Below are 26,332 nucleotides of genomic sequence, written 5' to 3'. Positions count from 1 at the left end.
GCGCGTGGGCGACATGGAAGGGATTTCCCTGCGGCCGGGTACGACGACGTGCACACGGAGATCACGAGGATCTGGGCCGGGAGTCGAGAGCCGCGGGGAGCCTGAGCGGCGCAGGGCGCGAGGACCCTGGCCGGCGCTGGGCTACGGACAGAGCGCGCTCGCCTGCTGTCGCAGATCGACATGCAGGCGCTGGACGAGCAGCTCACCGGCGGACATGTTCCCAATGATGAGCAAGGGCGGCGCTATCGTCAATGCGTGATGGCGGGTTTTGTCGCCGTCAACGGCGTGACGACGACCACAGGAGGCGCGGAAGATGGGCACGGTCACCAACGCACGGCTGGTCACACCGGACGGCGTCACGGAGGGCTGGCTGCGCACGGAGGGCGGGCGCATCGCCGCGCTGGGCCCCGGGCGGCCCCCACGGGAGGCCGGTGACCAGACGGACCTGGGCGGACGGTGGGTGCTCCCCGGCACGGTGGACATCCACGTCCACGGCGGCGCCGGCGCCTCGTTCACCGACGCCGACCCCGAGCGGGCGCGCTCCGTCGTCGAGTTCAACCGCTCCCACGGCGTGACGACGGTCGTCGGCGGCCTCGTCTCCGCGACGCCCGAGGACACGCTGGCCCAGGTCACCACCCTGGCCGAGCTGGCGGACGCCGGTGAGCTGGACGGCGTCTACCTTGAGGGCCCCTACATCGCCGCGAGCAAGTGCGGCGCGCACGATCCCGCGCTGCTGCGCGACCCCGACCCGGCCGAGTTCGACCGCCTGCTCAAGGCCGGACGCGGCCACATTCGGATGATCACCATCGCGCCCGAGCTCCCCGGAGCGCCGGAACTGATCCGCGCCGCGGTCGCCGAAGGCGTGGTGGCCGCTGTCGGCCACACCGAGGCCACCTACGACCAGGCGCGCGCCGCGTTCGACGCCGGGGCCACCGTCGCCACGCACCTGTTCAACGCCATGCGCCCGCTGCACCACCGCGAGCCCGGCCCGATCGCGGCGGCGCTGGCCGACGACCGGGTCACCGTCGAACTCATCAACGACGGCGTGCACGTCCACGCCGCGATCGCGGAGATGGTCTTCGCGCAGGCCGGCGCCGACCGCGTCGCGCTGATCACCGACGCGATGGCCGCCACCGGCCTCGGCGACGGCGAGTACACCCTGGGCCGGCTGCGGGTCCGGGTGCGGGACGGCAACGCCACCGTCATCGAGACCGGGGCGATCGCCAGCAGCACCATCGTGCTCCCCGACGCGGTCCGGCGGGCCGTGCGCCACGTCGGCGTGGACCTCGCCGACGCCGCCCGCTCCGCCGCCGCGACCCCCGCCAGGGCCCTCGGCCTCGACGGGGTCGGCTCCCTCGCCGAGGGCAACCGCGCCGACCTCGTCGTGCTGGACGACGACCTCGCGGTCACCGCCGTCATGCACCGCGGCGACTGGGTGCGAAGGGCCGACTGAGGCCCGCCGGCCGGGGCCGCGGAAGCGGTTCTCTCATCGATCTTGACCTTGATTCTCAACCTCGGCCTCAGGTTGGAGTCGCGCGCGGGTGGGCGATTTCCGTCCACGGGCCTTCGGCCGCGCGAGAGGATCGCCCAGTCACCACGGGTTCCGTCCTTGGGCTGAGGTTCTCGACTCTTGGTGGCTGAGGGTGGCGGGCGCTGTCGCCTGGTCACTGTGGGGCTTCGTTCTTGGGGTGAGGTTTCAAGGCCCCCGGGGATCAAGGCCGAGGGGAGGCGCCGCGCAGGCGTGCGGTCTCCTGCTCGGCCTGGGCGACGTTGCCGCGCACCAGGGCCACCACCGCCAGCGTCAGGCCGAAGCCGAGCGCGCGCAGGGCGAGCATGAGCGGGTCGGAGGGCAGTTCCTCGCTGAAGACGAGCGTGCCGAAGACCACCATGAACACGTTGCCCAGCACGTTGGCGACCGGAGCGGTGACCGAGGCGCGGGCGCGCTGCATCGATGTCTGGAAGAGCACGATGCCGACGGCCCAGCCGACCGCGTACAGGTAGGGGAACGGCGACAGCAGCGCGGGGACGATCGCGCCGGGCAGCCCGTTGTCGACGAGCAGCCCGCCCAGCCCCTTGCCCTGCAGGCCGGCCACCCCTTGGGCCAGGCCGGCGGCCCCGCCCATGGTGGCGGCCGAGACGTAGCGGCCGCCGCCGGCGGCGAAGGCCATCGCGCCGACGCACGCGACGACCGTCCCGAGGCTCACGGTCAGCAGCAGCGGGACGTCGGCCGTGGTTCCGGCCTCGGCGTCGCCCGGCCCCAGCGATAGGCTGAGCAGCAGCAGCGCGACCGGCATCAGGCCCAGGGCCACGCGCTCGCCGCGCGTGATCCGCTGCCCCAGGAGCAGCGCGAGCACCAGCAGCATCGCCGAGATGCCGCCGGCGAACGCCGGCTGCACGACCGACACCGGCGCGAGCCCCAGCGAGACGATCAGGCCGACGCTGCCGAGGGCCGCCAGCGCGCACCCGCCCAGCCACTGGGCGTTGCCGAGCAGCACGCGGGCCAGGTGCAGCGGACGGCGGATGCCGATGGCGGGGGCGCGGTGCAGCGCCCGCTGCTCGAAGGCCAGCCCGCTGGTGTAGATCGCTGCGGAGATCAGCGCGGCGATCAGACCCGTCACGTACGGCCGCCTTTCCAGGGGGTGCGGGAGGGTGTGCCCGGTCGCGGTACGGGGAGGGGGACCGACCGCGCTGTTCATTCCGCCGCTTCGGGCACACCCCCAACGTAGAACCTGTTATTCAGCAGCCTCCTTGTCAAGAGGTCATTGATTGACTTTCCCGAATCCGAAAAAGAAAGAGATTATTTTCCGGCTCACCCGCTGGTTGACCGGCCATGTATAACGCGTTCTAGTCTTGGGTTATCGCACACGGCGGACGAGGGAGCGGCCATGGCCATCGGGCTCACGAGCGAACACGAGGAGCTGGGCGCCGCGGTGCGCGGCTGGGTGCGGCGCAGCGCCCCCGCCCCGGTCGACGAGCCCGATGGGCGCCCCGCGTTCTGGCCCGGCCTGGCCGACCAGGGCCTCCTCGGACTGCACCTGCCCGAGGAGTACGGCGGGCAGGGAGCGGGGCTGCTGGAGCTGGCCGTCACCCTGGAGGAACTCGGCCGCGGCCTGGTCCCCGGCCCCTTCCTGCCGACGGTGCTGGCGAGCGCGGTGATCGCGCGGTGCGCCGACGGCAAGGCCCGCGCCGCCCTGCTGCCGGACCTGGCCGACGGCTCCCGCACCGCCGCCCTCGCCCTGGCCAGCGGGCTCACCGCGCGGACCGGAGCCGACGGGGCCCGCACCGTCAGCGGAACGCTGAGCCCGGTGCTGGGGGCGGCCTCCGCCGACCTGCTCGTGGTCCCGTTCACCGACGGCGACGACGAGGCGTGGGCGGTGCTGGAGGCGTCGCACCTCGAAACCACCCCGCTGCCCAGCCTCGACGTCACCCGCGCCGTCGCCCGCGTGCGGGCCGACGCCGCCGTCCTGCCCCAGGACGCCGTCCTGACCGGCCTGTCCCGCGATCTCGTCTCCGGCGTCGCCGCGGTGCTGATCGGCGCCGAGGCGACCGGTGTGGCCGCGTGGTGCGTCGCGGCCGCCGCCGACTACGCCAAGGTCCGCGAACAGTTCGGCCGGCCCATCGGGCGGTTCCAGGGCGTCAAGCACAAGTGCGCCCGCATGGCGATCGCGCTCGAACAGGCCCGCGCCGTGGTCTGGGACGCGGCCCGCGCGGCCGACGACGCCGGTCCCTCCGCGGGCTTCGCCGCATCGGTGGCCGGCCTGGTGGCGCCGGACACCGCGCTGTCCTGCGCCCGCGACTGCATCCAGGTGCACGGCGGCATCGGGTTCACCTGGGAGCACGACGCCCACCGCTACCTGCGCCGCGCCTCCACGCTGCGCGTCCTCGCGGGCCCCGCAGCGTCCCGGGCCGCCGAGGTCGCCGACTCCGCGCTGAAGGGCGGTCGGCGCCCGGTGGAGATCGAACTCGGGCCGGGGGACGACCACGGGCTGCGGGAGCGCGTCCGCGCCGAGGTCGCCGAACTCGCCGCCATCACCGATAGCGGCGAGCGCTCCGCGGCCATGGGCGAGGGCGGTTGGGTGATGCCGCACCTGCCGCGCCCGTGGGGCCGCGACGCCTCGCCGCTGGAGCAGGTGCTCATCCATCAGGAGCTGCGCCGGGCCAGGGTCAAGGGGCCGATGCTGGCGATCGGGGCGTGGGTGGTGCCGTCGCTGGCCGGGTACGGCACGCCCGAGCAGCAGGAGCGCTTCCTGCGCCCCACCCTGCGCGGCGACCTCATGTGGTGCCAGTTGTTCAGCGAGCCGGGAGCGGGCTCGGACCTGGCCTCCCTGTCGATGCGCGCGGAACGGGTCGAGGGCGGCTACCGGCTCACCGGGCAGAAGATCTGGACCTCGGCCGCGCACCTGGCGCAATGGGGGATCTGCCTGGCCAGGACCGATTCGGAGGTCCCGGAACGGCGAGCCGACGAGCGAGCGGAGCCGTCGACGGCGTCCCGCGAAGCGCCCGCCCCGTCGGCGGCGGAGCGGAGCGAGAAGGCGAGCGTGGCCAGGAGAACGGACAAACATGACGGCATCACCTACTTCGTGGTGGACATGTCCGCCCCCGGCCTCGACGTGCGGCCGCTGCGCGAGCTCACCGGCGACACCCTGTTCAACGAGGTGTTCTTCGACGAGGTCTTCGTGCCCGACGACTGCGTCATCGGCGAGCCCGGCCAGGGCTGGAAGGTCGCCCGCAACACGCTGAGCAACGAGCGGGTGGCGCTGTCCGGAGGGTCGGGGCTGGGCGCCGGAGTGCCCGAGCTGCTGAACTTCTGCGCCGAGGACCCCGGCCGCGTCGCCGACCAGGCGACCCGCGTGGAGATCGGCCGCCTGGTCGCGCAGGGTCAGGCCATCGAGCTGCTCGGCCTGCGGGTGACGCTGAAGCAGTTGTCGGGCACCGAGCCCGGGGCCGAGTCCAGCGTGCGCAAACTGCTCGGGGTGGAGTTCAACCAGCGGGTGGCCGACTACATATGGGAGCACCAGGGCGACGCGGCGGTGTGCGAGGACACCTCGGCCGGTACCGGCGTCTGGGCCCGCTTCATGCTGTTCGGCCGCTCCATGACGATCTACGGCGGCACCACCGAGGTCCAGCTCAACATCATCGGCGAGCGGCTCCTCGGCCTGCCGCGCGACCCCGAAGCCTAGTCCGCGGCCGTGCCCGGCGGAAAACCCGACGATCCGGAGCCGGACGCCCCCGACGACCGGCGGCGCTTCCGGCCGACCGCGCTGGGCCTGACCGGGGTCGCGCTGGCGGCCATGGCCGTCACGCTGCTGGTCATCCAGGCGTTCGCGGGCGGCTTCCGCACCGACGGCGAACCGTCGGCGCCGCGGCCCTCCGGCGGGGTTCCGGCGCCGCCGGAGGGAACGGCCAGGATCATGGTCGCCGGCGACTCCGTCGTGCAGGGCAGCAGCGGAGACTTCACCTGGCGGTACCGGCTGTGGCGGCACCTGAGCGAGGAGTCCGGCGTCGACGTCGACTTCGTCGGGCCCCACGAGGACCTGCTCGACGTCGGCACCGGCGCCGACGGCAGCCTCGACTACGCCGTCCCCGACTTCGACCGGGCGCACGCCGGCGCGTGGGGCGCCACGGCGGCCGACGTCGCCGACGTCATCGGTGAGCAGGTCGCCGAGGGCGACCCGCACTACCTGCTGCTGATGGCCGGGGCCAACGACCTGGTCGAGGAGGGGGCGACGGCGGGGGAGGCCCTGGAGCACCTGCGCGAGGCCGTGGTCACCGCCAGGGTGGCCGGCGAGGACCTGCGGATCGTCCTGGGGGAGCTGACGCCCATGTGGGGCACCGGTCGCGACGAGGAGGTCAACACCCTCGTCGCCGAGTTCAACGCCGGCCTGCCGCTGCTGGCCGAGCAGCTCACCGGCGCGGACTCGCCCGTGGTGGTGGCGCACACGGCCGAGGACTACGCCCCGGCCGAGGACAACTGGGACACCACGCACCCCAACGCGCGCGGCGAGCTGAAGATCGCCGCGGCGTTCGCCGACGCGCTGGCGGAGCCGCTGCGCCTGGGCGAGCCCTACTCCCGGCCGCTGCCGGAGGTGGAGGTGGGGCCGCGAACGGCGCCGGTCGCCGCGGCCGAGAACGTCGACGGCGGCGCGCGGCTGACCTGGGACCCGGTTCCGGGCGCCACCCGCTACCAGGTGTGGCAGCGGCGGGTGCGGCCCGAACCCGACGAGCTCGTTCCGCTCTCCGCCGAGGTGCAGCGGGACGGACCGGAGGACGACCCGCGGTTGAGCGCCGACATCGGAGGGCTGTACAACGGGGCCACGTACGCGTTCATGGTGCGGCCCTACAAGGGCGACGACGGCGGTGTGCGCTCCGAGGCGGTCGAGATCACCGTCGAGGAGCCGCCGCCGGAGGCGCCGGAGTGGCTGCGCGTGGACAGGGAGAACGGGGACGACGCCGTGCTGGTGTGGGCCGCGGTGCCGGAGGCCGGCCACTTCGCGGTGTGGCGGCGTCCGCTGGAGTGCGCGGCCGAACCGTCCGCCGACGGGGAGCGGCCCCGGGAGCCGGAGTGCGAGCCGCCCGACGGCGAGGGGCCCGGCGAGGGCGAGGGGTGGACGACCGTGGGCGTCGTGAACGGTGAGCGCCGCTGGAGCGTCACGGTGCGGGCCGGGGCCTACGAGTTCGCGGTGGCCTCCCACCTCGACTTCGTCGAGGGCGGGATCTCCGACCCGGTGGAGTTCCGTGCCGGCGGGTGAGCGTTCGCGGGCGCACCGGCTCGCCCCGTGGGGCGTGGGCCTGGCGGCGGGGGCGCTGGCGCTGGGCCCGGTGCTCGGGCCGGGCATCGCGCTGCGCTACGACATGGTGTTCGCGCCCGACGCGCCGCTGTCGGCGGTGACGCTCGGCGCCGGCGGCGGGTTCCCCCGCGCGGTGCCCAGTGACGCGGTGGTGGCCGCGTTGGGCCGGGTGCTGCCGGCCGACCTGGTGCAGGCGCTGGTGCTGCTGGCGGTCTTCGCGCTGGCGGCTGCGGGGGCGGCCCGACTGGTGCCGGGGCGCGGCGCGCTGCCGGGGCTCGCCGCGGCGCTGTTCTACGTCTGGAACCCCTACCTCGCGGAGCGGCTGCTGCTGGGGCAGTGGGCGGTGCTGCTCGGCTACGCGGGGCTGCCCTGGGTGCTGTGCGCGGCCGTCCGGCTGGAGCGCGTCCGCGACCTGCCGCGCCTGGTCGTCGCGCTCGTCCCCGCGGCGGTCGGCGGGTTCTCCTCCGTGGTGCTGTCGGCGGTCGTGGCCGGGGCGGCCGCTGCGGCGCGCCCGTGGCGGCGCGCACTCGCGGCGCTCTCCTCGGTGGCCGCGGGCCTGGCCGCGGTGAGCCTGCCGTGGCTGGTGCCGGCGCTGGGCAGCGGCGCGCGCACCGACCCCGCGGCGGTGGAGCTGTTCGCCGCGCGGGCCGACACCCCGTTCGGCGCGGTCGGGTCGCTGCTGAGCCTCGGCGGGATCTGGAACGCCCAAGCCGTTCCCGCAGGCTACGACCAGCCGTTTTCCGCGGCGTGCCGACTGCTGCTCTCGCTCGGCGCGCTCGCCGGCTGGGTGTGGCTGCTGCGGCGCGGGCCCCGTCCGGCCTATGGGCGCGGGCTGTCCCTGGCCGCGGCGGCCGGGTTCGCGATCGCGCTGCTGGGGACGGTCGGGCCGGGGCGCGCCCTGCTGGCGGCGCTGATCGGGGCGTGGCCGGGCTTCGGCCCGCTGCGCGACGGCCAGCTCTACGTCGCCCCGCTGGCACTGCTGCAGGCGATCGGCTTCGCCGCGGCGGTGCTGTGGTTGCGCGGCCCGGCCGGGGGCGGGCAGGGCGAGGCATGTGCGCTGCCCTCGACTCCAGGGGATCATGAATCTCGGTTCCAGGATGGACTGGCACGCCCACCTCGATTCGCGCGCGGGTGGACGCGCACGCATTCGGCCGCAGAGGGTTCCAAGGTCCTGGCACCCCAGGGGAACATGCGCGCGGGTGGGCGATTCCCTCGCGTGGCCGAAGACCCGTGGACGGGAGTCGCCCGCCATTGGAGGACGTCAAGACCACCCCTACCCCGAGCCGGGCGTGGGCGGAAGCGTGCGTACTCCCGTGGCGGGGAGGCGTGGGGCCTCGACACCCCAGGGGGACATGCGCGCGGGACGTCGTCGGCACGGACCGGCACCGCGGGTTCGGCCCGGTGGCCGGGGTGGCGGTGTGCGGTCGGGGTCTTGGGTCGAGGCCCACGCCTCCTGTGGTCGATGTTCCGAGCGCTCGGTGGCCGAGGCCGGCGGGCGCGGTGGCCCGCGTCTTCACCGCGCACCGAAACCATGGTCGCGCCCTGGCACACGAGGTGGCGGCGTGCGCTGCGCGGCACCAGTGCGATCCCTTCAGGGGCCTTCGGCCACGCGAGAGGATCGCCCGGTCGCCGCGGATCCCTTCTTCGGCCGGGGTTCAAGCCCTCTGTGGCCGAGGACAGTGGGCACGGTGGCGAACGGGCCGGTGCGGTCGCGGCGGTCCTGCTGCTCTTCGTCCCGCTGGTGCTGCTGCCCGGTCTGGCCTGGGGTGCTGCGGGGAGGCTGGTTCCGCTGTCCTACCCGCAGGAGTGGCTGCGGGTGCGGCAGGCCGTGGCCGCCGATCCGGCGCCGGGCGCGGTGCTGTCCCTGCCCTGGAGCGCCTACCGGGGGCTCGACTGGAGCGGGGACGGGCGCACCGTCGTCGCGCTCGATCCCGCCGTGAAGCTGTTCGATCGCCGCGTCGTGTGGAACGATGACCTACGAGTCGAGACGGGCGGGCAGGTCCGCGTCATCGAGGGCGAGGACCCCCTGGCGCGCGAGGTCGCGCCGCTCCTCGCCCCCGACCGGCCGCCGGGCGAGGGCCCCGGTCTCGCCGCCGCCCTGGGCGAGCTGGGCATCCGCTACGTGCTCATCCAGCGGGAGGCGATCGGCGATCCCCACGATGAGAACAGGTTCTCGCTGGAGTTGGCCGATGCCGACGTGGTCCGTGACGGCCCCCGCCTGCTCCTGCTGAGGATTCCGGATCACCATGTAGAAGCGGGGATTGCCCGGCTTTCAGGGTTGGAAGTTACCGGCTGGTTGGCTACAGTTGGGGCAATCATCTGGTCAATCACTGCATCAGGTTCTAGTCTCGTTTCCATGCGGCCGCCCCGCCGGAGCGGAGCGGTGCCGCGGAAGGAGAGCACGTAATGATCAAGATCATCGCGGCCTGCGCCATCGGCGCGGCACTGGCCGGGGGGCTCACCCTCGCCGGCACCACGTTCGCCGCCGGAGCCTCCTCGTCCGCGGAGCCGGTGAACGAGTCGCTCTACAACTACGGCGACCGTTAGACACCCCGGGCGGCCCCCTCGGGGCCGCCCGACCCCACTCGGGCTCCGGCGCACGCCCGCCGCGCTTCCTCCCCGCCGCGACCCCACCGACCCTTACCCCGAGTGGTTTGGACGTCACCATTGGTGATCAGACGCTCGTCGGGCGCGCAGGCGAAAATCAGGAGAGCACGTGGTTTTCCAGCAGACACCCCTCTGGGCGCATGCCGACCCCGGCACCGACCTCGGCCCCGTCCCCGGCGACCCGTCCCTGCTCTACGACCCCTCCTTCGGCCCGCCCGTCACGCTGACGCCCGAACCCCTCGCCCCCGCGCGGCGGGAGCGGCCCGGGCCCCGGCGCCGCCCGGTCGAGCGCGCCCGCGCCGCCGCCCCCGTGGACCGCGGGCCCTCGGCGGTCCCGGAGCCCCTCCTGGCCGAGCGGCACGGACCCGAGCCTCGCCTCGACGGCGTGCGCATCGCGATGATCAACTGGCGTGATCCCTGGCAGGCCGCCGCCGGCGGCGCCGAGGAGTACGCCTGGCGGATCAGCCGGCACCTGGCCGGACGCGGCGCCTCCGTCACGTTCGTCACCGCGCGGGAGCCCGGCCAGGCGCGGGTGGAGACCCGCGACGGCATCGTCGTCCGGCGCATGGGCACCAGGTTCACGGTCTATCCCCTGGTCATGCTCTGGCTGCTGCTGTGGCGGCGCGAATTCCACGCCGCGCTGGACTGCATGAACGGCGTCCCGTTCTTCTCCCGCCTGGTGCTGCCGCGCCGCACCCGCGTGATCAGCGTCGTCCACCACGTGCACGACCTGCAGTTCAACGCCTACTTCAGCCGCCCGCTGGCGTGGCTGGGCAGGTTCATCGAGGGCAGCGTGGCCGGCAGGGTCTACCGCTCCTGCACGACGGTGACGGTCTCGGACTCCTCCAGGCGGGCCATGCGCGAGAAGCTGCGCTGGCGCGCGCCCATCACCGTGATCCACAACGGCGCCCCGCCGTCCCAGCCCGTCGCGCCCGACCACGCCGTGAGCGAGGAGGAGATGGGCTCGCCCGCGATCGTCAGCCTCGGCCGGCTCGTGGTGCAGAAGCGGGTCGCGCGCGTGGTGGACGTCGCGGCCGACCTGAGCGAGAGCTGGCCGGGCCTGCGCGTCCACGTCGTGGGCCGCGGCCCCGAGAGCCGCACGCTGGCCGACCGGATCGCCGAGCACGGCCTGCACGGCCGGGTCCGGCTGCACGGATTCCTGCCGGAGCAGCAGAAGAACGCCGTCCTGGCGGGCTCCGTCCTGCACGTCACCGCCTCGGAGTTCGAGGGCTGGGGCCTCACCGTGATCGAGGCCGCGGGGCTGGGCGTGCCCACCGTCGCCTACGACGTCGACGGCCTGCGCGACTCGGTGCGCGACGGCGAGACCGGGTGGCTGGTCCGTGAGGGCGATGACCTGTCCAAGGTCGTCGACCGCGCGCTGACCGAACTCGGCGACCCGGTGCGCGCCGCCGAGATCCGGCGCGCCTGCCGCGAGTGGGCCGCGAACTTCACCTGGCAACGCAGCGGGGCCGCGATGACCCGGCTGATCGCGGCGGAGGTCCACCCGTCCGGGCGGTCCCGCACGTGACGCCGGGGTCCGCCGGTGCCGGGCCGGACGGCGCGCTGCTGCACCGGCTCAAGCTGTTCGCCGTCTGCCTGCTGCTCTGCGCCGTGGCGTTCAGCCTGGACCCGACGAAGATCGTCGGCGACACCAAGATCGACCTGACGATCGACCCGTTCGGCTTCCTGGAACGGGCGCTGCACCTGTGGGACGGCTCCTACTTCGGGCAGTTGCAGAACCAGGCCTACGGCTACTTCTTCCCCAACGGGCCCTTCCACGCGCTGTTCATCGCGCTGGACATGCCCGAATGGGTGGTGCAGCGGCTGTGGATGGCCGTGCTGATGTGCGCGGCGTTCCTCGGCACGGTCCGGTTGGCCGGCGCGTTCGGCATCGGCACCTCCCACACCCGGATCGTCGCCGGGGTCGCCTACGCGCTCGCGCCCCGCGTGCTGACCCTGCTCTCCTACAACTCCGCCGAGCTCCAGCCCACGATGCTGCTGCCGTGGGTGCTGCTGCCGCTGGTGCACGGGGCCGCGCGGGGCGCCTCTCCGATGCGCGCGGCGATGCTGTCGGGCCTGGCGTTCCTGTTCTGCGGCGGCACCAACGCCGCGTCGGAGCTGGCGGTGCTGGTCGTGCCGCTGCTGTACCTGCTGACCCGGGCCAAGGGGCCGCGCAGGCGGCGGCTGCTGGGCTGGTGGCTGGCGGCGATCCTCCTGGTGTCGTTCTGGTGGCTGGTCCCGCTGCTGCTCATGGGCCGCTACGTGTTCTCGTTCATGCCCTTCACCGAGGACGCCGCGACCACCACGAGCGTGACCTCACTGGTCAACGCGCTACGCGGCACGTCCAACTGGATGGGCTACGTGCCGGCCCAGGGCGAGGTCGCGCTGCCCGCCGGCTCCGAACTGGCCAACACCCCGTGGCTCATCCTGGTCACCGCGCTCGTCGCCGGGCTCGGACTGGTCGGGCTGGTCGACCGGCGGCTGCCGGAGCGGCTGTTCCTGATCGTCTCGGTGCTCACCGGCACCGCGATCGTCGTGGCCGGCCACACCGGGGACCTCACCGGACCGCTCGCGCCGTTCATGCAGGCCATGTTCGACGGCGCGCTCAGCCCGTTCCGCAACATCCACAAGTTCGACGCCCTCATCCGGCTGCCGCTCGTGCTGGGCCTGGCCCACCTGCCGACGGCCGTCGCCGGACGCGCCGCCGGGCGCATCGGCCCGCTGCGCGTCCCGGCGGTGCCGCGCGGCACCGCCCGGCGCGCCGCCGCGGGAGCGTGCGCGGTCGCGGTGCTGGCCACCCTGACCCCGCTGGCCACGGTCGGCGGCGCGACCCGCGGCGGATTCGCCCGGATCCCCGACCACTGGTACGAGGTCACCGACTGGATCGACGCCCAGGGCGGCGGCGGCATGACCATGGCCGTCCCCGGCTCCGCGCGCGGCGAGTACCTGTGGGGCCGCCCGATGGACGAGCCCATGCAGCCGCTGCTGGAGAGCTCCTGGACCAACCACCAGATCATCCCGTGGGGCTCGGCCGGCGTCTCGCGGCTCACCCAGGAGATCGACCAGCGGATCTCCTCCGGGCGCGGCTCCGAGGGGCTCGCCGACACGCTCGCCCGCATGGGGGTGCGGTACCTGATCGTCCGCAACGACCTGGAGCGCAGCGGCAACAACGGCGGCTGGCCGGCCCGCGTCCACCAGGCGCTGGGGGACTCGCCCGGCATCGACCACGTGCGCGCCTTCGGCCCCGTCGTCGGCTCGCTCGACCCCCTGCCGGCCGCCCGCTGGTACGACCAGCCCTACCGGGCCGTCGACGTCTACGCCGTGCGCGACGCCGCGCCGCCGGTCGGCACGGTGCCCAAGGACGGGGCGCTGCGGGTGACCGGGGGACCGGAGGCCCTGCTCGCACTGGCCGAGCAGGGCCTGCTCAACGACGACCGCCCGGTGCTTCTGGGCGACGACCCCGGCGCCGAGCGGATCGGGCCGGACGACACCGTCGTCACCGACACCGCGCGCCGCCGCGAGGTCGTCTACTCCGACGTGCGGCGCAACGTCACCAACACGCTGACCGCCGACGAGGAGCGGCGCGACGCGCCGGCTCCCGACGTCATGGACCCCGCCTGGCGGCCCTACACCTCGGTGGCCGCCTACGACGGCATCGCCTCGGTCACCGCGTCGTCGTCGGAGGCCGGCGCGTCGGCCGGCGCGGGCACCCGCGACCCCGGCCGGATGCCCTACGCCGCGCTGGACGACGCCGAGAACACCTCGTGGCGCTCCAGCGGCTTCAAGGGGGCCAACGGCGAGTGGCTGGAGATCGAGTTCACCGAGCCGCGCGACGTCAGCGGGCTGACCGCGGCGTTCGAGCAGATCCCCGGCGAGCCCCCGCCCTCGGAGGTCACCGTGGCCACCGACACCGGCAGCACCTCGGTCGCGGTCGACGGCTCGGCCGAACCGCAGGAGCTCACCGCCCCGCCGGGGCGCACGTCGACGCTGCGGATCCGCGTCGACGAGCTCGCCTGGGAGCCGGAGTACCGCTTCGGCACCCGGGTCGGCATCACCTCGATCACCGTTCCAGGGCTGGAGCCGGGGCGCACCGTCGAGGTCCCCGGCGTGCCCGGCGGCGCCGGCACCACCGTGCTCACCGGCTCCGTCGGCACCGCACCCGGCTGCATGGAGGGCTCGAAGGTCTGGGTGTGCAACCGCGACCTGGCCGTCCAGGGCGAGGGCGCCCACACCGTCGACCGCTCCTTCACGCTGTCGGAGGGCGCGGCAGGCGGCGAGCAGGTCGTCAGCGGCCAGGTCGTCGCCGCCGACCCCGGCGCGGTGGCGAACGCGGCCAACCGGGCCGGCGGCCACCTCGAGGTCACCGCGTCCTCGACCTCGGTGCGGCACCCGGCCGCGATGGGCCGCAACGCCTTCGACGACGACCCGGCCACCGTCTGGTACCCCGACCCCGGCGAGGCGACGCCGTCGCTGGATGTGGAGCTGGGCGAGCGCGTCCGGCTCAACGGAATCCAGGTGGACTTCCCCCGCGCCGACAGCGTCACCAGGCCGGTCAAGGTCACCGTCGAGACCGGCTCGACCGTGCGCGAGGGCTGGCTCGACGGCAGCGGCCGACTGGCCTTCGACCCGGTCAGGACCGACGAGCTGACCGTCACCTTCGACCCGCCCGAAGGGCAGCCGCTGGAGGTGCGGCGGATCGCGCTGCCCGACGTGGAGCCGTTGGAGCGGGTCGGGGACGAGCCCGTGCGCTCGGCGTGCGGCCTGGGCCCGGCGCTGCGGGTGAACGGTTCGCGCGTGGACACCCGCATCGTCGGCGGGACGCTGGAGGACCAGTTCGCCGGGCGGCCGCTGGAGTACGAGAGCTGCACCGACCTGACCCTGTCCGAAGGGCGCAACCGGGTCGTGGTCGAGGCCGGCAACCAGTACCGGGTGCGCTCGGCCGTCGTGCGCGACGCCGACGTCGGCGAGCGCGCGCCGGTGACCATGGCCGGCGTGCAGGCGATGGCGGAGTGGGGCCCGGGCGAGCGCCGGTTCACCGTGAGCGGTCAGAACGCCGAGGAGGACTCCTACCTCGTCGTCAACGAGAACTTCAACGAGGGCTGGGAGGCCACCGTCGAAGGGAGGGACGCCCCGCTGACCCCGGTGCGCCTGGACGGCTGGAAGCAGGCGTGGGAGCTGCCCGCGGGCACCGCCGGAACGGTGACCCTGCGCTACACCCCCGACGCCGCCTACCACGCCGCCCTCGTCGTGGGCGGGGTGCTCGCGCTGGCGGTCGCGGTGCTGGCCCTGGCGCGGCCGCGCCGCGGGCGGGCGTCCCCGGCGTCGCTCGCGCTGCCCTCGGCCGTCCCCGCGCGCCTGCGCACGCCCCTGCTCGTCCCGCTCGCGCTGCTGTTCGGCCTGTGGGTGGCCGGGGCGGCCGGCGTCGCGGTCATCGGCGCCGCGCTGTCCGCCGCGTGGTGGGCGGCGCGCCGCCCGGCCGATACCAAGCGGCACGCCAGGGAGCGGCGGCCCGATGCGGTGACGGCCGTGCTGCGCCGCGCGGCCGGGCCGTGGACCGCCCTGTTCTCGCTCGGACTGGCCGGGCTGTCCCTGGCCGCGGGCACCTACCTCGGGATCCACCTGCCGTTCCACGACATCAGCGGCCTGCTGTCGGAGCCGCTGCGCGGCTGGGTGCCGCAGGTGCTGTGCCTGCCCGCGCTGGCCAGGGTCGTCGTCTCCCTCGGCCGGTTCGACCGGCCCGGGCGCCGTTCCCCGCGCGCACCGGCGCGGCGCGGCGCGCGGGCGCTGCCCGAGTCCGTCCCCGAGGAGGTGCGGGCGTGACCGCGGCGGTCCGGCGCGAGCGGGCGCGCACCGGTGACGGCGCAGCGCCGCCGCCGCGGCCCCCCGGCTCGCTGCGCCGCAACCTCGGGCTGCTGCTCGTCGCGGCGGGGGCGTTCCTGCTCACCCTCGCGCCGCTGCTGCGTTTCCACGTCCACCCGCAGATGGCGGCACTGCCCGGCGACCTGGACGCGGTGTGGCAGTTGGAGGACGAGTCCGGCTCCTACCTCGACACCACCACCTGGGAGACCCGCGACGACGTCGACATCGCGCGGCGCACCGAGCTCACCGGCCGGGTCACGCCCGGCAACCCCGACTGGGTCACCTGGGAGATGTCGGTCGACACCGCGAGTTCGGCGGGCATGATCGACCACGTGGACCGGCGCGTCATCGTGGACCGCTCCACAGCGATGGCGGTGAACTGCTGCGGCGAGCACGTCGACGGCGACCGCGCGGTGCGCCAGGCCGGCCTGGTCCTGCGCTGGCCCGCCGGGGCCGAGGCCGAGGAGTACCCGTTCTACGACGCCGACGTGCGCGCCGCGCCCCCGATGCGGCTGGAGGCCGTCGACGAGGTCGGCGGTCTCGCGGCGCGCCGCTACGTCCAGACCGTCGAGCCCGCCCAGGTGCCCGACTCGGCCCACGAGGTCCCCGCCGAGGTGATGGGCCTGGACCGCTCCGGGACGGTGCGGGTCACGCGCTGGGTGGAGCTGGTGCGCACCTACTGGGTCGAGCCGGTCAGCGGCGACCTGCTCGACGCCGCCGAGCAGCGCCGCGAGACGCTGCGCACCGGCGACGGCGGGGCCGAGCGCGTCGCCCTGGAGGCCGACCTGAGCATGCCGGACCACCGGATCGGCGCCAACGTCGACAACGCCGAACGCAGGGCCGGCCTGCTGACGCTGACGCGCAGTACCCTCCCGGCCGCCTTCGCCGCGTTCGGCGTCCTGCTCGCCCTCACCGGCCTGGCCCGCACCGGGACCTGGGCCCGCCGAGGGCACGCGGAGGAGGACGGCGAGGGGCCGGCCGGAAGCGGTTCCGAAAGGGATTAGACGGTGCCCGCCGGTACCACCCACTCGGTGATCTGCCCGGTGACCTGGGAAATCGTGTCGAAATCAGAGTCATAATGCACAACCGTGAGTCCATGCTGCTCCGCGGTGGCGGCGATGAGCAGATCCGGAACCCCGGCACAGCGGTGATGCCCTCGTGCGGCCAGCTCCTCCTGGATCTCCAGTGCTCGTTGCCAGAGGTGCTCCCCTGTTGGAGACCAGGGATAGGAACAGCGAATCTCGGTCTTGAGCTCCCGGTAGTCGTCGATGTCGCGCGCGGAATACAACAGCTCGATCTCCGTCACGGAGCAGACGTGGACCAGTCCGCGTCGGATGAGTGGTTCCAGCACCGTGGCCACTGGTTCGAGATGCATTCTGGCAAGTGCGCTCTTGTCTGCGAGGTAGCCGGTCACGACCAGATCTTCTGTTCGACCCCGGGATCGAGGAGCTCGGCGAACGCCCCGGACTTGGCGCGGGTGATGAACTTCTCCCGGGCCGCTTCGCGGATCACCGCGTCCAAGGCGGCGTCCACTGTCGCCTTCAGCGTGGTGGTGCCCAGCACCTCCTGGGCGATGCGGGCTTTGTCCATGCTGATATCAATACTGGTCTTTGCCATGTCGACACCTCCTTGCATGTAGCAAGGATATCGGAGTGTGGAACTTGTGGGTATCTCTTTAGGGGAAGCGCTGCTGTCTAACGCTTCCGCAGTACCAGCAGCAGGTTCCAGGTGACGACCTCGCGCAGGCCCGGGACGCGGACGACGGGCTTGAGCCAGGACGGCAGGTAGCGGGGCAGGACCTCCACGACCTCGACGTCGGTGCGGCGGCGCGCCCAGGCGAGCATCGCGCGGGCGGAGACCGCGAACATCGTCGAGCCGTAGTCGTTCTTGGGCCGCCGCCCGTTCCTGCGGGTGAAGCGCCGGGCGGCGTAGTCGCCGCCGAAGTAGTGCCACGGCGAGGTCTCGTGGCCGCCCCAGGGGGACAGCCACAGCGTGTAGGAGAGGTAGACGAGGCCGCCGGGCCGGGTCACCCTGACCATCTCGTCGGCCATCCGGGCTGGGTCGGGCACGTGCTCCAGCACGTTGGAGGAGAAGCACACGTCCACCGAGCCGGTGCGCACCGGCAGGTCCAGCGCACTGCCCAGCAGCGCGGTGTCGGGGAGTTCGCCGCCGCGCAGCCGCATCTCCCCGGCGTCGGCGTCGACGCACACGCAGCGCGCCCCGGCCGCGCGCAGCGCGTCGGCGAAGTAGCCGGGGCCGCCGCCGACGTCGACCAGCAGCGCGCCGTCCAGGTCGGTGTAGCCGCACAGTTGGGCGACGGTGTCGCGGGCGAGCGTCCCGTAGAAGAGGTCCGGGTCGCTCTGCTCCCTGCGAAACGCCGAGAAGAGCCGGACCGAGCGCCCCAGCGTGGCGCGGAACGGGGCGGTGCCGCCGCCGGGGCGGTGCAGGAGACTCATGCCGGCTCCCCGGACGCGTCGACGGTGACGAAGTGGCGCAGGTGCTGCCAGTGGTCGCCGCCCCAGTACTCCTCCGAGTGCACGACGCGGGCGCCGCGCTCCGCCATGAGCGCGCGCAGCCGCTCCGGCGCGAGGGTGTGCATGCGCATCGGAGCGGGGTAGCGCAGGAGCGCGCGCTGGCCGAAGCGGATCAGCGCCAGCGGGGCGTAGCGGAAGACCAGGCCCTTGAACGTGCGGCGCTCACGGGCGGGCACGCCGATCACCATGGCCCCGCCCGGCCGGACCACGCGGGCGAACTCCGAGAGGTAGCCGCGCGCCAGTTCGGGCGGCAGATGCTGCAGGACGAGGTCGGTGTAGACGAGGTCGAAGGAGTCGGAGTCCAGCGTCCCCAGGTCGGGGGCGTCGTTGAGCCGGAACTCGATCCGGCCGCCGCTGCGGTCCAGGCGGCGCGCCTCGGCCAGCATCGGGGCGGAGATGTCCACGCCGACGACCGCGTCGAAGTGCGCGGCCAGCGCGTTGGACAGCCGGCCGGCGCCGCAGCCGAAGTCGAGGGCGCGGCCGCGCCCCGGCGCGATGCCCAGTTCGGCCAGTCGTTCGACCGCACCGTCGATCTCGGCCGCGCCGGAGGCGAGGAAGTCCTCGTCGTCCCAGCCGCCGCCGCGCTTCGTAGGATCGACGCAGACCGCCCACAGCGGTTCGGCCGATCCGAGCCGGGTCCAGTCCCTGCGGACTTCGTCGAGGCTCATGTCCGCTCCCTGGTCACACCACCGGAAGAACCTGGCTGAAGCCTGTTCCTGTTGTGATTCGCCCACTGCTATGGACCTGCGGCGATATTCGCAGCAGTATGTGGAACGTGTTTTATTCTGACACTCCCTCAGGCGGTGCCGTCAAGCCGGAGCGCTCCGAGGAGGAGGGGCGGCCGCCGGAGCGGGGGGCGCCGCCGACGCTGTGGTGGCCCGAGATCGGCCGGGACCGCCTGGTGCTGCTGGGCGGCCTGCTCATCGTGGCCTCGCTGGTCCTCAAGGGCTGGGTGCTGCGCTCGGCCTACTTCGTCGAGGACGACTTCCTGTTCGTGGCGCGCGCGGCGTCATCCACCCTCACCTTCGACTACCTGACCGACCTGCACAAGGGCCACCTGATGCCCGGCGCGATGCTGCTGGTCTACGTCCAGACCGCGATCGCGCCCTACAACTGGGCGCTGACCGCCGGCGTCATGCTGGCGTTCCAGGGCGGCGCCTCGGTGGCGGTCTTCCGGCTGCTGTGGGTGGTCTTCGGGCGGCGCTGGGCCGTCCTGGCGCCGCTGGTGGTCTACGTCTACGCTCCGCTCACGCTGCCGGTGCTCACCTGGTGGTCGGCCGCGCTCAACGCCGTGCCGTTCCAGCTCGCCACCGCGCTGGCGCTGCTGTGGACGGTGCGCCACCTGCGCACCGGGGAGCCCAGGTTCGCCTGGATGGCCGCGGGCGCCGTGGTGCTCGGCATGTCGTTCTCGGTCAAGGCGATGTTCCTGCCTCCGCTGCTGTTCGCGGTCGCGGCCGCGTTCCTCACGCGGGGCCGGTTCCCGCGGGTCGTCGTCACGGCGCTGGAGAACCGGCTGTGGTTCTGGGTGGGCATGGCTGCGCTGTCGGTCGGCCACGGGCTGCTGTACCTGTCCAAGCAGGACAGCGCGGACGGGGAAGGCGCCGGCGCGCCCGAGTTCGACGTCTCGGTGAGCATGGCCGGCCGGCTGCTGGGGGAGACGTTCCCCGTCGGCGCCGTCGGCGGGCCGATCCAGTGGGGCCCGGTCACCCCGGCCGGGGGGCTGCTGGAGCCGGACCGGGTCGTGCTCGCGGTCGCGTGGGCGGTGCTGGGGCTGCTGGTCGTGCTGAGCCTGCTGTTCCGGCGCCGCGCCTGGCGCGCCTGGGCACTTCTCGCCGGCTACCTGGTGTGCGTCGACATCGTTCCGACGCTGATCGCGCGCGGGCGCTACCAGGAGCTCGTGGGCTACGACCCGCGCTACGTGGCCGACGCCGCGCTGGTCTTCGCGCTCTGCCTCGCCTTCGCCTTCATGTCCGCCGAAGAGGAGGGCGACGGCGTGTACCGGCGCAGGCCCGACCCAGGGCGGGTGCGCGACGTGGTGGCGCTGGGCACGGCGGGCTTCCTCGCGGCGGCGAGCTACTCGATGTACACCTACGCCGACACCCTCTCCGGCGACCGGGTGCGCTGGTACCTGGACACCGTGCGGATGTCGATGCAGGCCGTGCCGGAGGAGGCCGGGATCTACCCGCGCCCGGTGCCCGCCGACATCGTGCTGCCCTGGAACGGCTCGCGGCGGCTCAGCTCCCATGTGCTCAGCCCGCTGGCGGGGGAGGGCGTCGCCGAGCGGATCGCCGCGCCGCAGCCGTCCAAGGCCCCGCTGGTGTTCAACGACGCCGGCTACCTGGTCAACGCCAGGCCCGCACCCGACAGCGCCTTCTTCGGCCCGCCCGAGGGCGAGGAGTGCATCGCCACCTTCGGCGGCCAGGCGATGTGGCCGGTCGAATCGCTGGGCGGGCCGAGCCTGGTCGCGGGGATCGCCTACACCTCCGAGGTCGAGACGCAGGCGGCCCTGGTGGTCGGCGACGCCTGGGTGCCCACCACGCTGCCCGCCGCCCCGGACGGCGCCTCCTGGTTCGTCCCGGTCGGCGGCGCCGGCACCCAGCTCCTGGTCCAGACCCAGGAGGCCGACGTGTGCATGCACTGGGTCACCTTCGGCGAACTGGTCCCCGAGGTCGAGGGCAACCCGTGGCACCGGCCCGAGCAGGAGGAGGCGTCCCCGTCGGAGGAGGACCGCCCCACCGAAGAGCCGACGGAATGGGAGACCGACGCCGAGTAGCCCGCATCGGCTGTTCCTAGGCGATGCCCGCTCGGCCGGGTTTGCGCTCCTTGGGGCGGACTGCGTCGTACCAGCGTCTCGTGGGTTCCTCCACCCAGCGGTGGGTGGCGTAGGCGAGCAGGACGGTGCCGGCCGTGACGGGGACGAGGTCGAGCCAGAAGGAGCCGGTGAAGATCTCCTGGCCGGTGAAGTCGCGCCACAGGTACAGGACCACGAACTGCCACAGGAAGATGCCGTAGGAGACCTTGCCGAGGAAGCGCATCAGGCGGTGGCGCAGGAAGGCGGTCGTGCGGGTTCCGGCGCCCCGGGGCAGCAGCGCCACGGGGGCGATGACGAAGAGGGCGAACAGCACCGACACGACCATGTCGATGAGCGCGATCCAGAAGCCGTCCACGCCCACGAATCGGGGGCCGGTGGCCGGGGTCGAGGCGATCAGGTAGACGACCAGGGCGATGCCCCAGCACAGCCCCGGCGCCTGGGCGACGGTGCGGCAGCAGCGGCGGACCGGGCCGTCGGGGCCGGCCTCGCGCCAGGCCCACTCCGACACCACAGCCAGCGCCATGCCCGCCGCGAACATGCCCAGCGTGCGCGGCAGCCAGGCGTGCAGGTAAGGGCGCGGGTCCGGGTAGAACTGGACGACCAGCGCCAGCGCGCCGACCGCGGTCAGCGCGCCCAGGCCGGTCAGCAGCCGCCGCGCCCTGGCGCCGACGTCGCCGCCGCGCCCGGCGTAGCGGGTGAGCAGCAGCGCCAGCAGCGGGAGCAGCAGGTAGAAGCTGGCCTCGACGCACAGGCTCCACATCTGGCCCAGGCCGTAGGGGCCGGTGCCGACCCACCACGGGTCGAAGTCGTAGGTGAAGGTCAGCGTCAGCACCTCGAACCAGGTGCGGACCGAGCCGAGGTGGTTCCGCGACCACAGCAGCAGCGCGACCACGGCCACGACCCAGTACGCCGGCAGGACGCGCAGCCCGCGCCGCCACAGGTAGGAGCGCACGTCAGGGCCGTCGGCGCCGTCCAGCGCGGCCCGGGCCCACGGCCGGTACAGCAGCAGCCCCGACAGCGCGAAGAACAGCGGAACGCCCATCTCGCCGCGCGACAGCAGCGCGCCCGGCACCCCCGGGGCCAGCGCGACGCCGGTCTCCACGGCGACGTGGAAGACGAGCACCATGAGCGCCGCGATCGCGCGGATGCCGTCGAGCGCCTCCTGGTGCCCGCTGACCTGGGGCAGCCACCGGGCGACGGGGGAGTCGGCGGGGTCGGGGCGGTGCTCTGCGGATGCTGAGGTCACGGACCGGCCTTCCACGGTGCGCGGGCTGTCGACGGGACCGGGTCGAGGGTTCTGAGGGCGCGGGTTACGAGGGGGCGGCTGCCGCGGTGCGCGCAGCGCCGGTGGCACACGCGTCCCCGCTGCTTGCCGCACGCCTTCGCCGATGGTCCCACGGCTCGGACCACTCTTGCGGACCCTTCCCCGTTTAGTGCTAGATAGAACCTGTTATAAAAATTCCGACACGCCCTGATGACGTAGCTCACCGGGGCAACTACGATACCTCAAATTGAAGCAAGTTCCAGTTGAAGCAGGTTCCGGATATGAACACTTGCGCCCGGGAGGGGTAATGCGCCGTACCGTGGCAGTCGTCTGCATCGCGCTCGGGGTCTTCTGCCTGACAATGGCTCCGATGCTGCGGTTCTGGCTGGCCAGCGCCGTCATGAAGACCCCCATGGATTACTACTCCGAGACGGTGAACCGGGGCGAGGACGTCACCTACTTCAGCGCGGAGGAGGTCGAATCGATCGAGGGCGCGACGGTCGAGGCCTACACCACGCTGCGCGCCGACGTCGCGGCCAGCGACGACGAGGTCGTCGTCTGGGACCAGTTCACCTGGGTGGAGGACATCGACCGCGACTTCGCGATCCTGTCCACCACCCGCCGCGCCGGGCACGACCGGGTCAGCGGCGAGGCGGCCGACTGCTGCGACGCCTCCGTCAACGACGAGTCGGTCGCGCAGTCGGGGCAGGCATTCAAGTTCCCGTTCCTGACGGAGCAGCGCGACTACGAGTTCTTCGACACCACCTCCCAGCAGACGCTGCCGATCGAGTACGAGGGCACCGAGACCATCGAGGGCATGGAGGTGTACAGGTTCGTCCAGGTCGTCGAGCCCACCAAGGTCGGCGAGCGGGTGCTGCCCAAGAGCCTGCTGGAGATGGGCGGCGAGGGCGACGCCACCACCGACGAGGTCTACTCCGTCACCCGCACCTACTGGATCGAGCCGTCCACCGGGGTCCCGGTCAACCTGCGGGAGGAGCAGCGCCGGGTCGCCGAGGTCGACGGCGAGGAGCAGTTGGTGCTGTTCGAGGGCAGCCTGGAGTTCACCGACGAGACGGTCGACAACGCCCTGGAGACCGCGTCGCAGAGCGGTCAGATCACCTTGATCCGCACCACGCTCCCGATCACGCTGGTCGTGGTCGGCGGCGGCCTGCTCATCCTCGGGGTGCTCCTCTACGTCAGCGGCCGCCCGGCCCCTTCCCGGCGGCACTGACCTCCCGGCCATGGGCGAGCCGACCTCCGCACCCACGGCGGCGCGGGCCGCGCCCCCGGCACCGGCGGCGGGCGGGATCCCCCTGCGCGCCCGTGCCGCGGGCGTGCTGCGCGCCTGCCGTCCCAAGCAGTGGCTGAAGAACCTCCTCGTCTTCGCCGCGCCGGGGGCGGCGGGCGCGCTCACGGACCCGGACGCGCTCGCCCGATCGCTGCTGGCGTTCGCGCTCTTCTGCGTCGCCGCGGCGGGGACCTACCTGCTCAACGACGCCAGGGACGTCGAGGCCGACCGCAGGCACGAGCGCAAGCGGCACCGGCCCGTCGCCGCGGGGACCGTGCCCGTCCCGCTCGCGGTGGGCCTGGGCTGCGTCCTCGTGGTCGCCGCGCCGCTGGCGGCCGTGCCGACGGGCAACAGCCCGCTGCTGGCGGTCCTGGTCGGCTACCTGGTCCTGACGGCCGGCTACACGCTGTGGCTCAAGCACGTCCCCGTCTGCGACATCGTCGCGGTGGCCGGCTGCCACGTGCTGCGCGCGCTCGCCGGCGGGGTCGCGATCGGGGTGCCCATCACGAGCTGGTTCCTGATCGTGGTCTCGCTCGGGGCGCTGCTGGTCGTGACCGGCAAGCGCGAGGCGGAGCTGCGCAATCCCGACAGCGGGGGCTCCCGCGCCACGCTCACCCAGTACTCGGTGGGCTACCTGACGCAGGTGCGCACCATGGCGTCGGGGGCGATGATCGTCACCTACTGCCTGTGGGCGCTGGAGCACCACGAGGGAGCCGCGCTGGGCTTCCACGCCGCGAGTATCGTCCCCTTCATCATGTTCGTGCTCCGGCACCACCTGCTGGTGGACCGGGGCGTCGGCGAGGAGCCGGAGGAGATCGCGCTGCACGACCGGCCGACGCAGCTCTACCTCGTGGCGCTGGTCGGACTCGTCGGACTGGGCATCCACTTCGGCTGACCCCGGAAAGGAGCGGCCCGTGCGCATGCGACGCCGCCTGCTCACCGGGTGGGGGCGGACCGCACCCACCATGGCCACGGTCGCGCGCCCGCGCACGGCGGAGGAGCTCGGGCTGCTGCTGCGCGGGGCCGGGCGGCGCGGCGCGATCGCGCGCGGGCTGGGGCGCTCCTACGGCGACGCGGCGCAGTGCGCGGGCGGCCTCGTCATCGACTGCGCCGACCTGGATCCGGGCTTCCGGCTGGACGCGGCCGGCGGTACGGTCACCGCGTCGGCGGGCACCGGCATGGACGGACTGATGCGCCAACTCGTGCCGCGCGGCCACTTCGTGCCGGTGACCCCGGGGACGCGGCACGTCACCGTCGGCGGCGCCATCGGGGCCGACGTCCACGGCAAGAACCACCACGCCGACTCCTCCTTCGGCGCGCACGTCCGGGCGCTGACCCTGGTCACGGCCGACGGCAAGGCGCACGAGACCGGCCCGGACCGCGACCCGGAGCTGTTCTGGGCGACGGTCGGCGGCATGGGGCTGACCGGCGTCGTCACCGAGGCGACGTTCGACGTGATCCCGGTGGAGACGTCGCGGATGCTGGTGGACACCGACCGCACGCCGGGACTCGACGCCACGCTGGCGGCCATGGCGGAGACGGACCACCTGTACCACTACACGGTCTGCTGGATCGACCTGCTGGCGCGCGGCGCGGCGATGGGGCGCGGGGTGCTGACCCGCGGGCACCACGCCCGGGTGTCGGACCTGCCGCCCCGCCTGCGGCGCACCCCCTTGGCCTACGGTCCGGGGGCGCCGGTGAGCGCGCCGCCGTGGGCGCCGCCGCGGCTGCTGAACCGCTGGAGCGTGCGCGCGTTCAACGCCGCCTACTACGCCGCGGCGCCGCGCCGCAGGCGCGGCGAGGTGCAGGAGCTGGCGGGCTTCTTCCACCCGCTGGACGCGGTGCGCGGCTGGAACCGGATGTACGGGCCGCGCGGGCTGGTGCAGTACCAGTTCGTGGTGCCGTTCGGGCAGGAGGAGACGCTGCGGCGGATCGTCGAGCGGCTGTCGTCGAGCGGGGCGGCGTCGTTCCTCGCGGTGCTGAAGCGGTTCGGCGCGGGCACGCCGGCGCCGCTGTCGTTCCCCCGGCCGGGCTGGACGCTGGCGCTGGACCTGCCGGCGGAGCTGCCGGGGCTGGCGCGGCTGCTGCGCGCGTTCGACGCGTGGGTGCTGGCCGCGGGCGGCCGGATCTACCTGGCCAAGGACAGCCGCGCGGCGGCGCCGACGCTGCACGCGATGTACCCCGAACTGCCGCGCTGGCGAAGCGTCCGCGAACGGGTGGATCCCGACGGGGTCCTGATGTCGGACCTCGCCCGCCGCCTGGAGCTGTGAGCGGGGCCGTGCGCCGCCGCGATCCGAAGCACCACCGACGACGGCAGTACGAGTAGGACGGGAGCAGAGCATGCGGAACGCGGTCGGCGGGGTGGACTCGGTCCTCCTCCTCGGGGGGCGCAGCGAGATCGGGCTCGCCATCGCCGAGCGGCTGGTCCGGGACGGGGCGCGCAGGGTCGTCCTCGCGGCCCGCGACAGCGGGGACCCCGGCCCGCTGCGCGCCGCCGCCGCGCGCCTGCGCGGCCTCGGCGCCGCCGACGTGCACACCACCGCCTTCGACGCCGCGGCCCCCGGCACCCACGCCGGCGTCGTCGCCGAGGCGGTGGAGCTGGTCGGCGACCTCGACGTCGTCGTCGCGGCCTTCGGCGTGCTCGGCGAGCAGGCGGCCTACGACGCCGACCCCGTCGCCGCGGCCGAGAGCGTCACCACCAACCTCACCGGCCACGTCTCCGCGGGCCTGGCCGTCGCGGCGCGGCTGCGCGAGCAGGGGCACGGCACCGTGGTCGTGCTGTCCTCCGTGGCCGGCGTGCGCGTGCGGCGCGCGAACTTCGTCTACGGCGCGGCGAAGGCCGGGCTGGACGGCTTCGCCCAGGGCCTCGGCGACGCGCTGGCCGGGACCGGCGCCCGGGTGCTGATCGTGCGCCCGGGTTACGTGCGCACGCAGATGTCGGCGCACGTCTCCCAGGCGCCCTTCCCCGCGACCCCGGCCCAGGTCGCCGACGCCGTGGCCGAGGGACTGCGCACCGGAGCGGGCGTCGTCTGGGTCCCGCGCAGGCTCCGGGCGGTCTTCGCCGGCATGCGCCTGCTCCCCCGCCCGATCTGGCGCCGCCTGCCGAGGTGAGGGCGCTTCTGTCTCCGGCGAGGTCTCCAGTGGTGACCGGGCCGCCGCGCCCGCCGCCCTCGGCCACAG

The 26,332-nt window shown here is 73.9% G+C and carries 20 protein-coding genes; 13 read left to right on the top strand and 7 right to left on the bottom strand.

Annotated features, from left to right (window positions below; genetic code table 11):
- Positions 1–141: 141 nt before the first annotated feature.
- On the bottom strand, positions 142–327 hold the full coding sequence (locus HDA32_RS30995) for a hypothetical protein (RefSeq protein WP_246334462.1): 186 nt from the start codon (positions 325–327) through the stop codon (positions 142–144).
- Between HDA32_RS30995 and nagA the strand changes: the two genes are divergently transcribed.
- Positions 314–1,453: an N-acetylglucosamine-6-phosphate deacetylase gene (gene nagA / locus HDA32_RS23305; protein ID WP_179645226.1), complete on the top strand. Its 1,140-nt coding sequence runs from the start codon at positions 314–316 to the stop codon at positions 1,451–1,453. The two genes, HDA32_RS30995 and nagA, sit on opposite strands and share 14 nt — an antisense overlap.
- 259 nt (positions 1,454–1,712) lie before the next feature.
- Here the strand turns inward: nagA and HDA32_RS23300 are convergent, their stop codons facing one another.
- Positions 1,713–2,618, bottom strand: coding sequence for a hypothetical protein (locus tag HDA32_RS23300; RefSeq protein WP_179645225.1), 906 nt, complete (start codon positions 2,616–2,618; stop codon positions 1,713–1,715).
- 267 nt (positions 2,619–2,885) lie between these two features.
- Between HDA32_RS23300 and HDA32_RS23295 the strand changes: the two genes are divergently transcribed.
- The 7 genes from HDA32_RS23295 (at position 2,886) to pgfA (HDA32_RS23260) (ending at position 16,258) form a co-directional block, all read left to right on the top strand.
- Complete coding sequence (locus HDA32_RS23295; RefSeq protein ID WP_246334461.1) at positions 2,886–5,180, top strand: acyl-CoA dehydrogenase family protein; 2,295 nt, start codon at positions 2,886–2,888, stop codon at positions 5,178–5,180.
- 9 nt (positions 5,181–5,189) lie between these two features.
- Entirely contained in the window at positions 5,190–6,749 is a 1,560-nt protein-coding gene (locus HDA32_RS23285) for a GDSL-type esterase/lipase family protein (protein WP_312863299.1), read from the top strand.
- A complete protein-coding gene (locus HDA32_RS30990; RefSeq protein ID WP_312863298.1) occupies positions 6,736–9,195 on the top strand; it encodes an MmpA family trehalose lipid delivery protein in 2,460 nt (819 codons plus the stop codon). The genes HDA32_RS23285 and HDA32_RS30990 overlap by 14 nt, the downstream gene beginning before the upstream one ends.
- A complete protein-coding gene (locus HDA32_RS23275; RefSeq protein ID WP_179645224.1) occupies positions 9,195–9,335 on the top strand; it encodes a hypothetical protein in 141 nt (46 codons plus the stop codon). Before HDA32_RS30990 ends, HDA32_RS23275 begins: the two co-directional genes overlap by 1 nt.
- Before the next feature lie 169 nt (positions 9,336–9,504).
- Positions 9,505–10,923, top strand: coding sequence for a glycosyltransferase family 4 protein (locus HDA32_RS23270; protein ID WP_179645223.1), 1,419 nt, complete (start codon positions 9,505–9,507; stop codon positions 10,921–10,923).
- A complete protein-coding gene (locus HDA32_RS23265; RefSeq protein ID WP_179645222.1) occupies positions 10,920–15,215 on the top strand; it encodes an alpha-(1->3)-arabinofuranosyltransferase in 4,296 nt (1,431 codons plus the stop codon). Before HDA32_RS23270 ends, HDA32_RS23265 begins: the two co-directional genes overlap by 4 nt.
- Positions 15,212–16,258 (top strand): cell envelope lipid trafficking protein PgfA, encoded by a 1,047-nt coding sequence (gene pgfA / locus HDA32_RS23260; protein ID WP_312863297.1) that lies wholly within the window; start codon positions 15,212–15,214, stop codon positions 16,256–16,258. Before HDA32_RS23265 ends, pgfA (HDA32_RS23260) begins: the two co-directional genes overlap by 4 nt.
- Here pgfA (HDA32_RS23260) and HDA32_RS23255 read toward each other — a convergent pair.
- The 4 genes from HDA32_RS23255 to HDA32_RS23240 all read right to left on the bottom strand — a co-directional run bounded on the left by HDA32_RS23255 (position 16,255) and on the right by HDA32_RS23240 (position 18,456).
- Positions 16,255–16,668 (bottom strand): PIN domain nuclease, encoded by a 414-nt coding sequence (locus HDA32_RS23255; protein ID WP_312863296.1) that lies wholly within the window; start codon positions 16,666–16,668, stop codon positions 16,255–16,257. The genes pgfA (HDA32_RS23260) and HDA32_RS23255 overlap by 4 nt on opposite strands.
- The gene (locus HDA32_RS23250; RefSeq protein ID WP_179645221.1) at positions 16,665–16,871 is read right to left on the bottom strand and encodes a type II toxin-antitoxin system VapB family antitoxin; all 207 of its coding nucleotides are present in this window, start codon (positions 16,869–16,871) and stop codon (positions 16,665–16,667) included. Before HDA32_RS23250 ends, HDA32_RS23255 begins: the two co-directional genes overlap by 4 nt.
- A gap of 77 nt (positions 16,872–16,948) precedes the next feature.
- Positions 16,949–17,710 carry a class I SAM-dependent methyltransferase gene (locus tag HDA32_RS23245; RefSeq protein WP_179645220.1) on the bottom strand — a complete coding sequence of 254 codons (762 nt, stop codon included), beginning with the start codon at positions 17,708–17,710 and terminating at the stop codon, positions 16,949–16,951.
- Entirely contained in the window at positions 17,707–18,456 is a 750-nt protein-coding gene (locus tag HDA32_RS23240; RefSeq protein WP_179645219.1) for a class I SAM-dependent methyltransferase, read from the bottom strand. Before HDA32_RS23240 ends, HDA32_RS23245 begins: the two co-directional genes overlap by 4 nt.
- Positions 18,457–18,563: 107 nt before the next feature.
- Between HDA32_RS23240 and HDA32_RS23235 the strand changes: the two genes are divergently transcribed.
- Complete coding sequence (locus HDA32_RS23235) at positions 18,564–20,561, top strand: hypothetical protein (RefSeq protein ID WP_312863295.1); 1,998 nt, start codon at positions 18,564–18,566, stop codon at positions 20,559–20,561.
- Positions 20,562–20,577: 16 nt separating this feature from the next.
- Here HDA32_RS23235 and HDA32_RS23230 read toward each other — a convergent pair whose 3' ends face one another.
- Positions 20,578–21,846, bottom strand: a complete 1,269-nt coding sequence (locus tag HDA32_RS23230) for an acyltransferase family protein (RefSeq protein WP_179645218.1) — start codon at positions 21,844–21,846, stop codon at positions 20,578–20,580.
- 325 nt (positions 21,847–22,171) lie between these two features.
- On the opposite strand from HDA32_RS23230, the gene pgfA (HDA32_RS23225) reads away from it, so the two are divergent.
- From pgfA (HDA32_RS23225) to dprE2, 4 genes are all read left to right on the top strand, one after another.
- Entirely contained in the window at positions 22,172–23,095 is a 924-nt protein-coding gene (gene pgfA, locus HDA32_RS23225) for a cell envelope lipid trafficking protein PgfA (RefSeq protein ID WP_179645217.1), read from the top strand.
- Between the two features lie 10 nt (positions 23,096–23,105).
- Positions 23,106–24,047 (top strand): decaprenyl-phosphate phosphoribosyltransferase, encoded by a 942-nt coding sequence (locus HDA32_RS23220; protein ID WP_179645216.1) that lies wholly within the window; start codon positions 23,106–23,108, stop codon positions 24,045–24,047.
- A 25-nt stretch (positions 24,048–24,072) separates the two neighbouring features.
- Positions 24,073–25,422, top strand: coding sequence for an FAD-binding protein (gene dprE1 / locus HDA32_RS23215; RefSeq protein ID WP_179646891.1), 1,350 nt, complete (start codon positions 24,073–24,075; stop codon positions 25,420–25,422).
- 70 nt (positions 25,423–25,492) lie between these two features.
- The gene (gene dprE2 / locus HDA32_RS23210) at positions 25,493–26,263 is read left to right on the top strand and encodes a decaprenylphospho-beta-D-erythro-pentofuranosid-2-ulose 2-reductase (protein WP_179645215.1); all 771 of its coding nucleotides are present in this window, start codon (positions 25,493–25,495) and stop codon (positions 26,261–26,263) included.
- Positions 26,264–26,332: the final 69 nt, after the last annotated feature.

It is taken from the genome of Spinactinospora alkalitolerans (genome assembly GCF_013408795.1).
Taxonomy (GTDB): Bacteria; Actinomycetota; Actinomycetes; order Streptosporangiales; family Streptosporangiaceae; genus Spinactinospora; species Spinactinospora alkalitolerans.
This window is presented reverse-complemented; position numbering and strand designations above follow the sequence as displayed.

Excerpts from the sequence above, each read along its gene's own strand:
- HDA32_RS23250 (WP_179645221.1), bottom strand. The coding sequence starts at position 16,871 with ATGGCAAAGACCAGTATTGATATCAGCATGGACAAAGCCCGCATCGCC.
- dprE1 (WP_179646891.1), top strand. The coding sequence starts at position 24,073 with ATGCGACGCCGCCTGCTCACCGGGTGGGGGCGGACCGCACCCACCATG.
- HDA32_RS23245 (WP_179645220.1), bottom strand. The coding sequence starts at position 17,710 with ATGAGTCTCCTGCACCGCCCCGGCGGCGGCACCGCCCCGTTCCGCGCC.
- dprE2 (WP_179645215.1), top strand. The coding sequence starts at position 25,493 with ATGCGGAACGCGGTCGGCGGGGTGGACTCGGTCCTCCTCCTCGGGGGG.
- HDA32_RS23295 (WP_246334461.1), top strand. The coding sequence starts at position 2,886 with ATGGCCATCGGGCTCACGAGCGAACACGAGGAGCTGGGCGCCGCGGTG.
- HDA32_RS23240 (WP_179645219.1), bottom strand. The coding sequence starts at position 18,456 with ATGAGCCTCGACGAAGTCCGCAGGGACTGGACCCGGCTCGGATCGGCC.
- pgfA (WP_179645217.1), top strand. The coding sequence starts at position 22,172 with ATGCGCCGTACCGTGGCAGTCGTCTGCATCGCGCTCGGGGTCTTCTGC.
- nagA (WP_179645226.1), top strand. The coding sequence starts at position 314 with ATGGGCACGGTCACCAACGCACGGCTGGTCACACCGGACGGCGTCACG.
- HDA32_RS23220 (WP_179645216.1), top strand. The coding sequence starts at position 23,106 with ATGGGCGAGCCGACCTCCGCACCCACGGCGGCGCGGGCCGCGCCCCCG.
- HDA32_RS23275 (WP_179645224.1), top strand. The coding sequence starts at position 9,195 with ATGATCAAGATCATCGCGGCCTGCGCCATCGGCGCGGCACTGGCCGGG.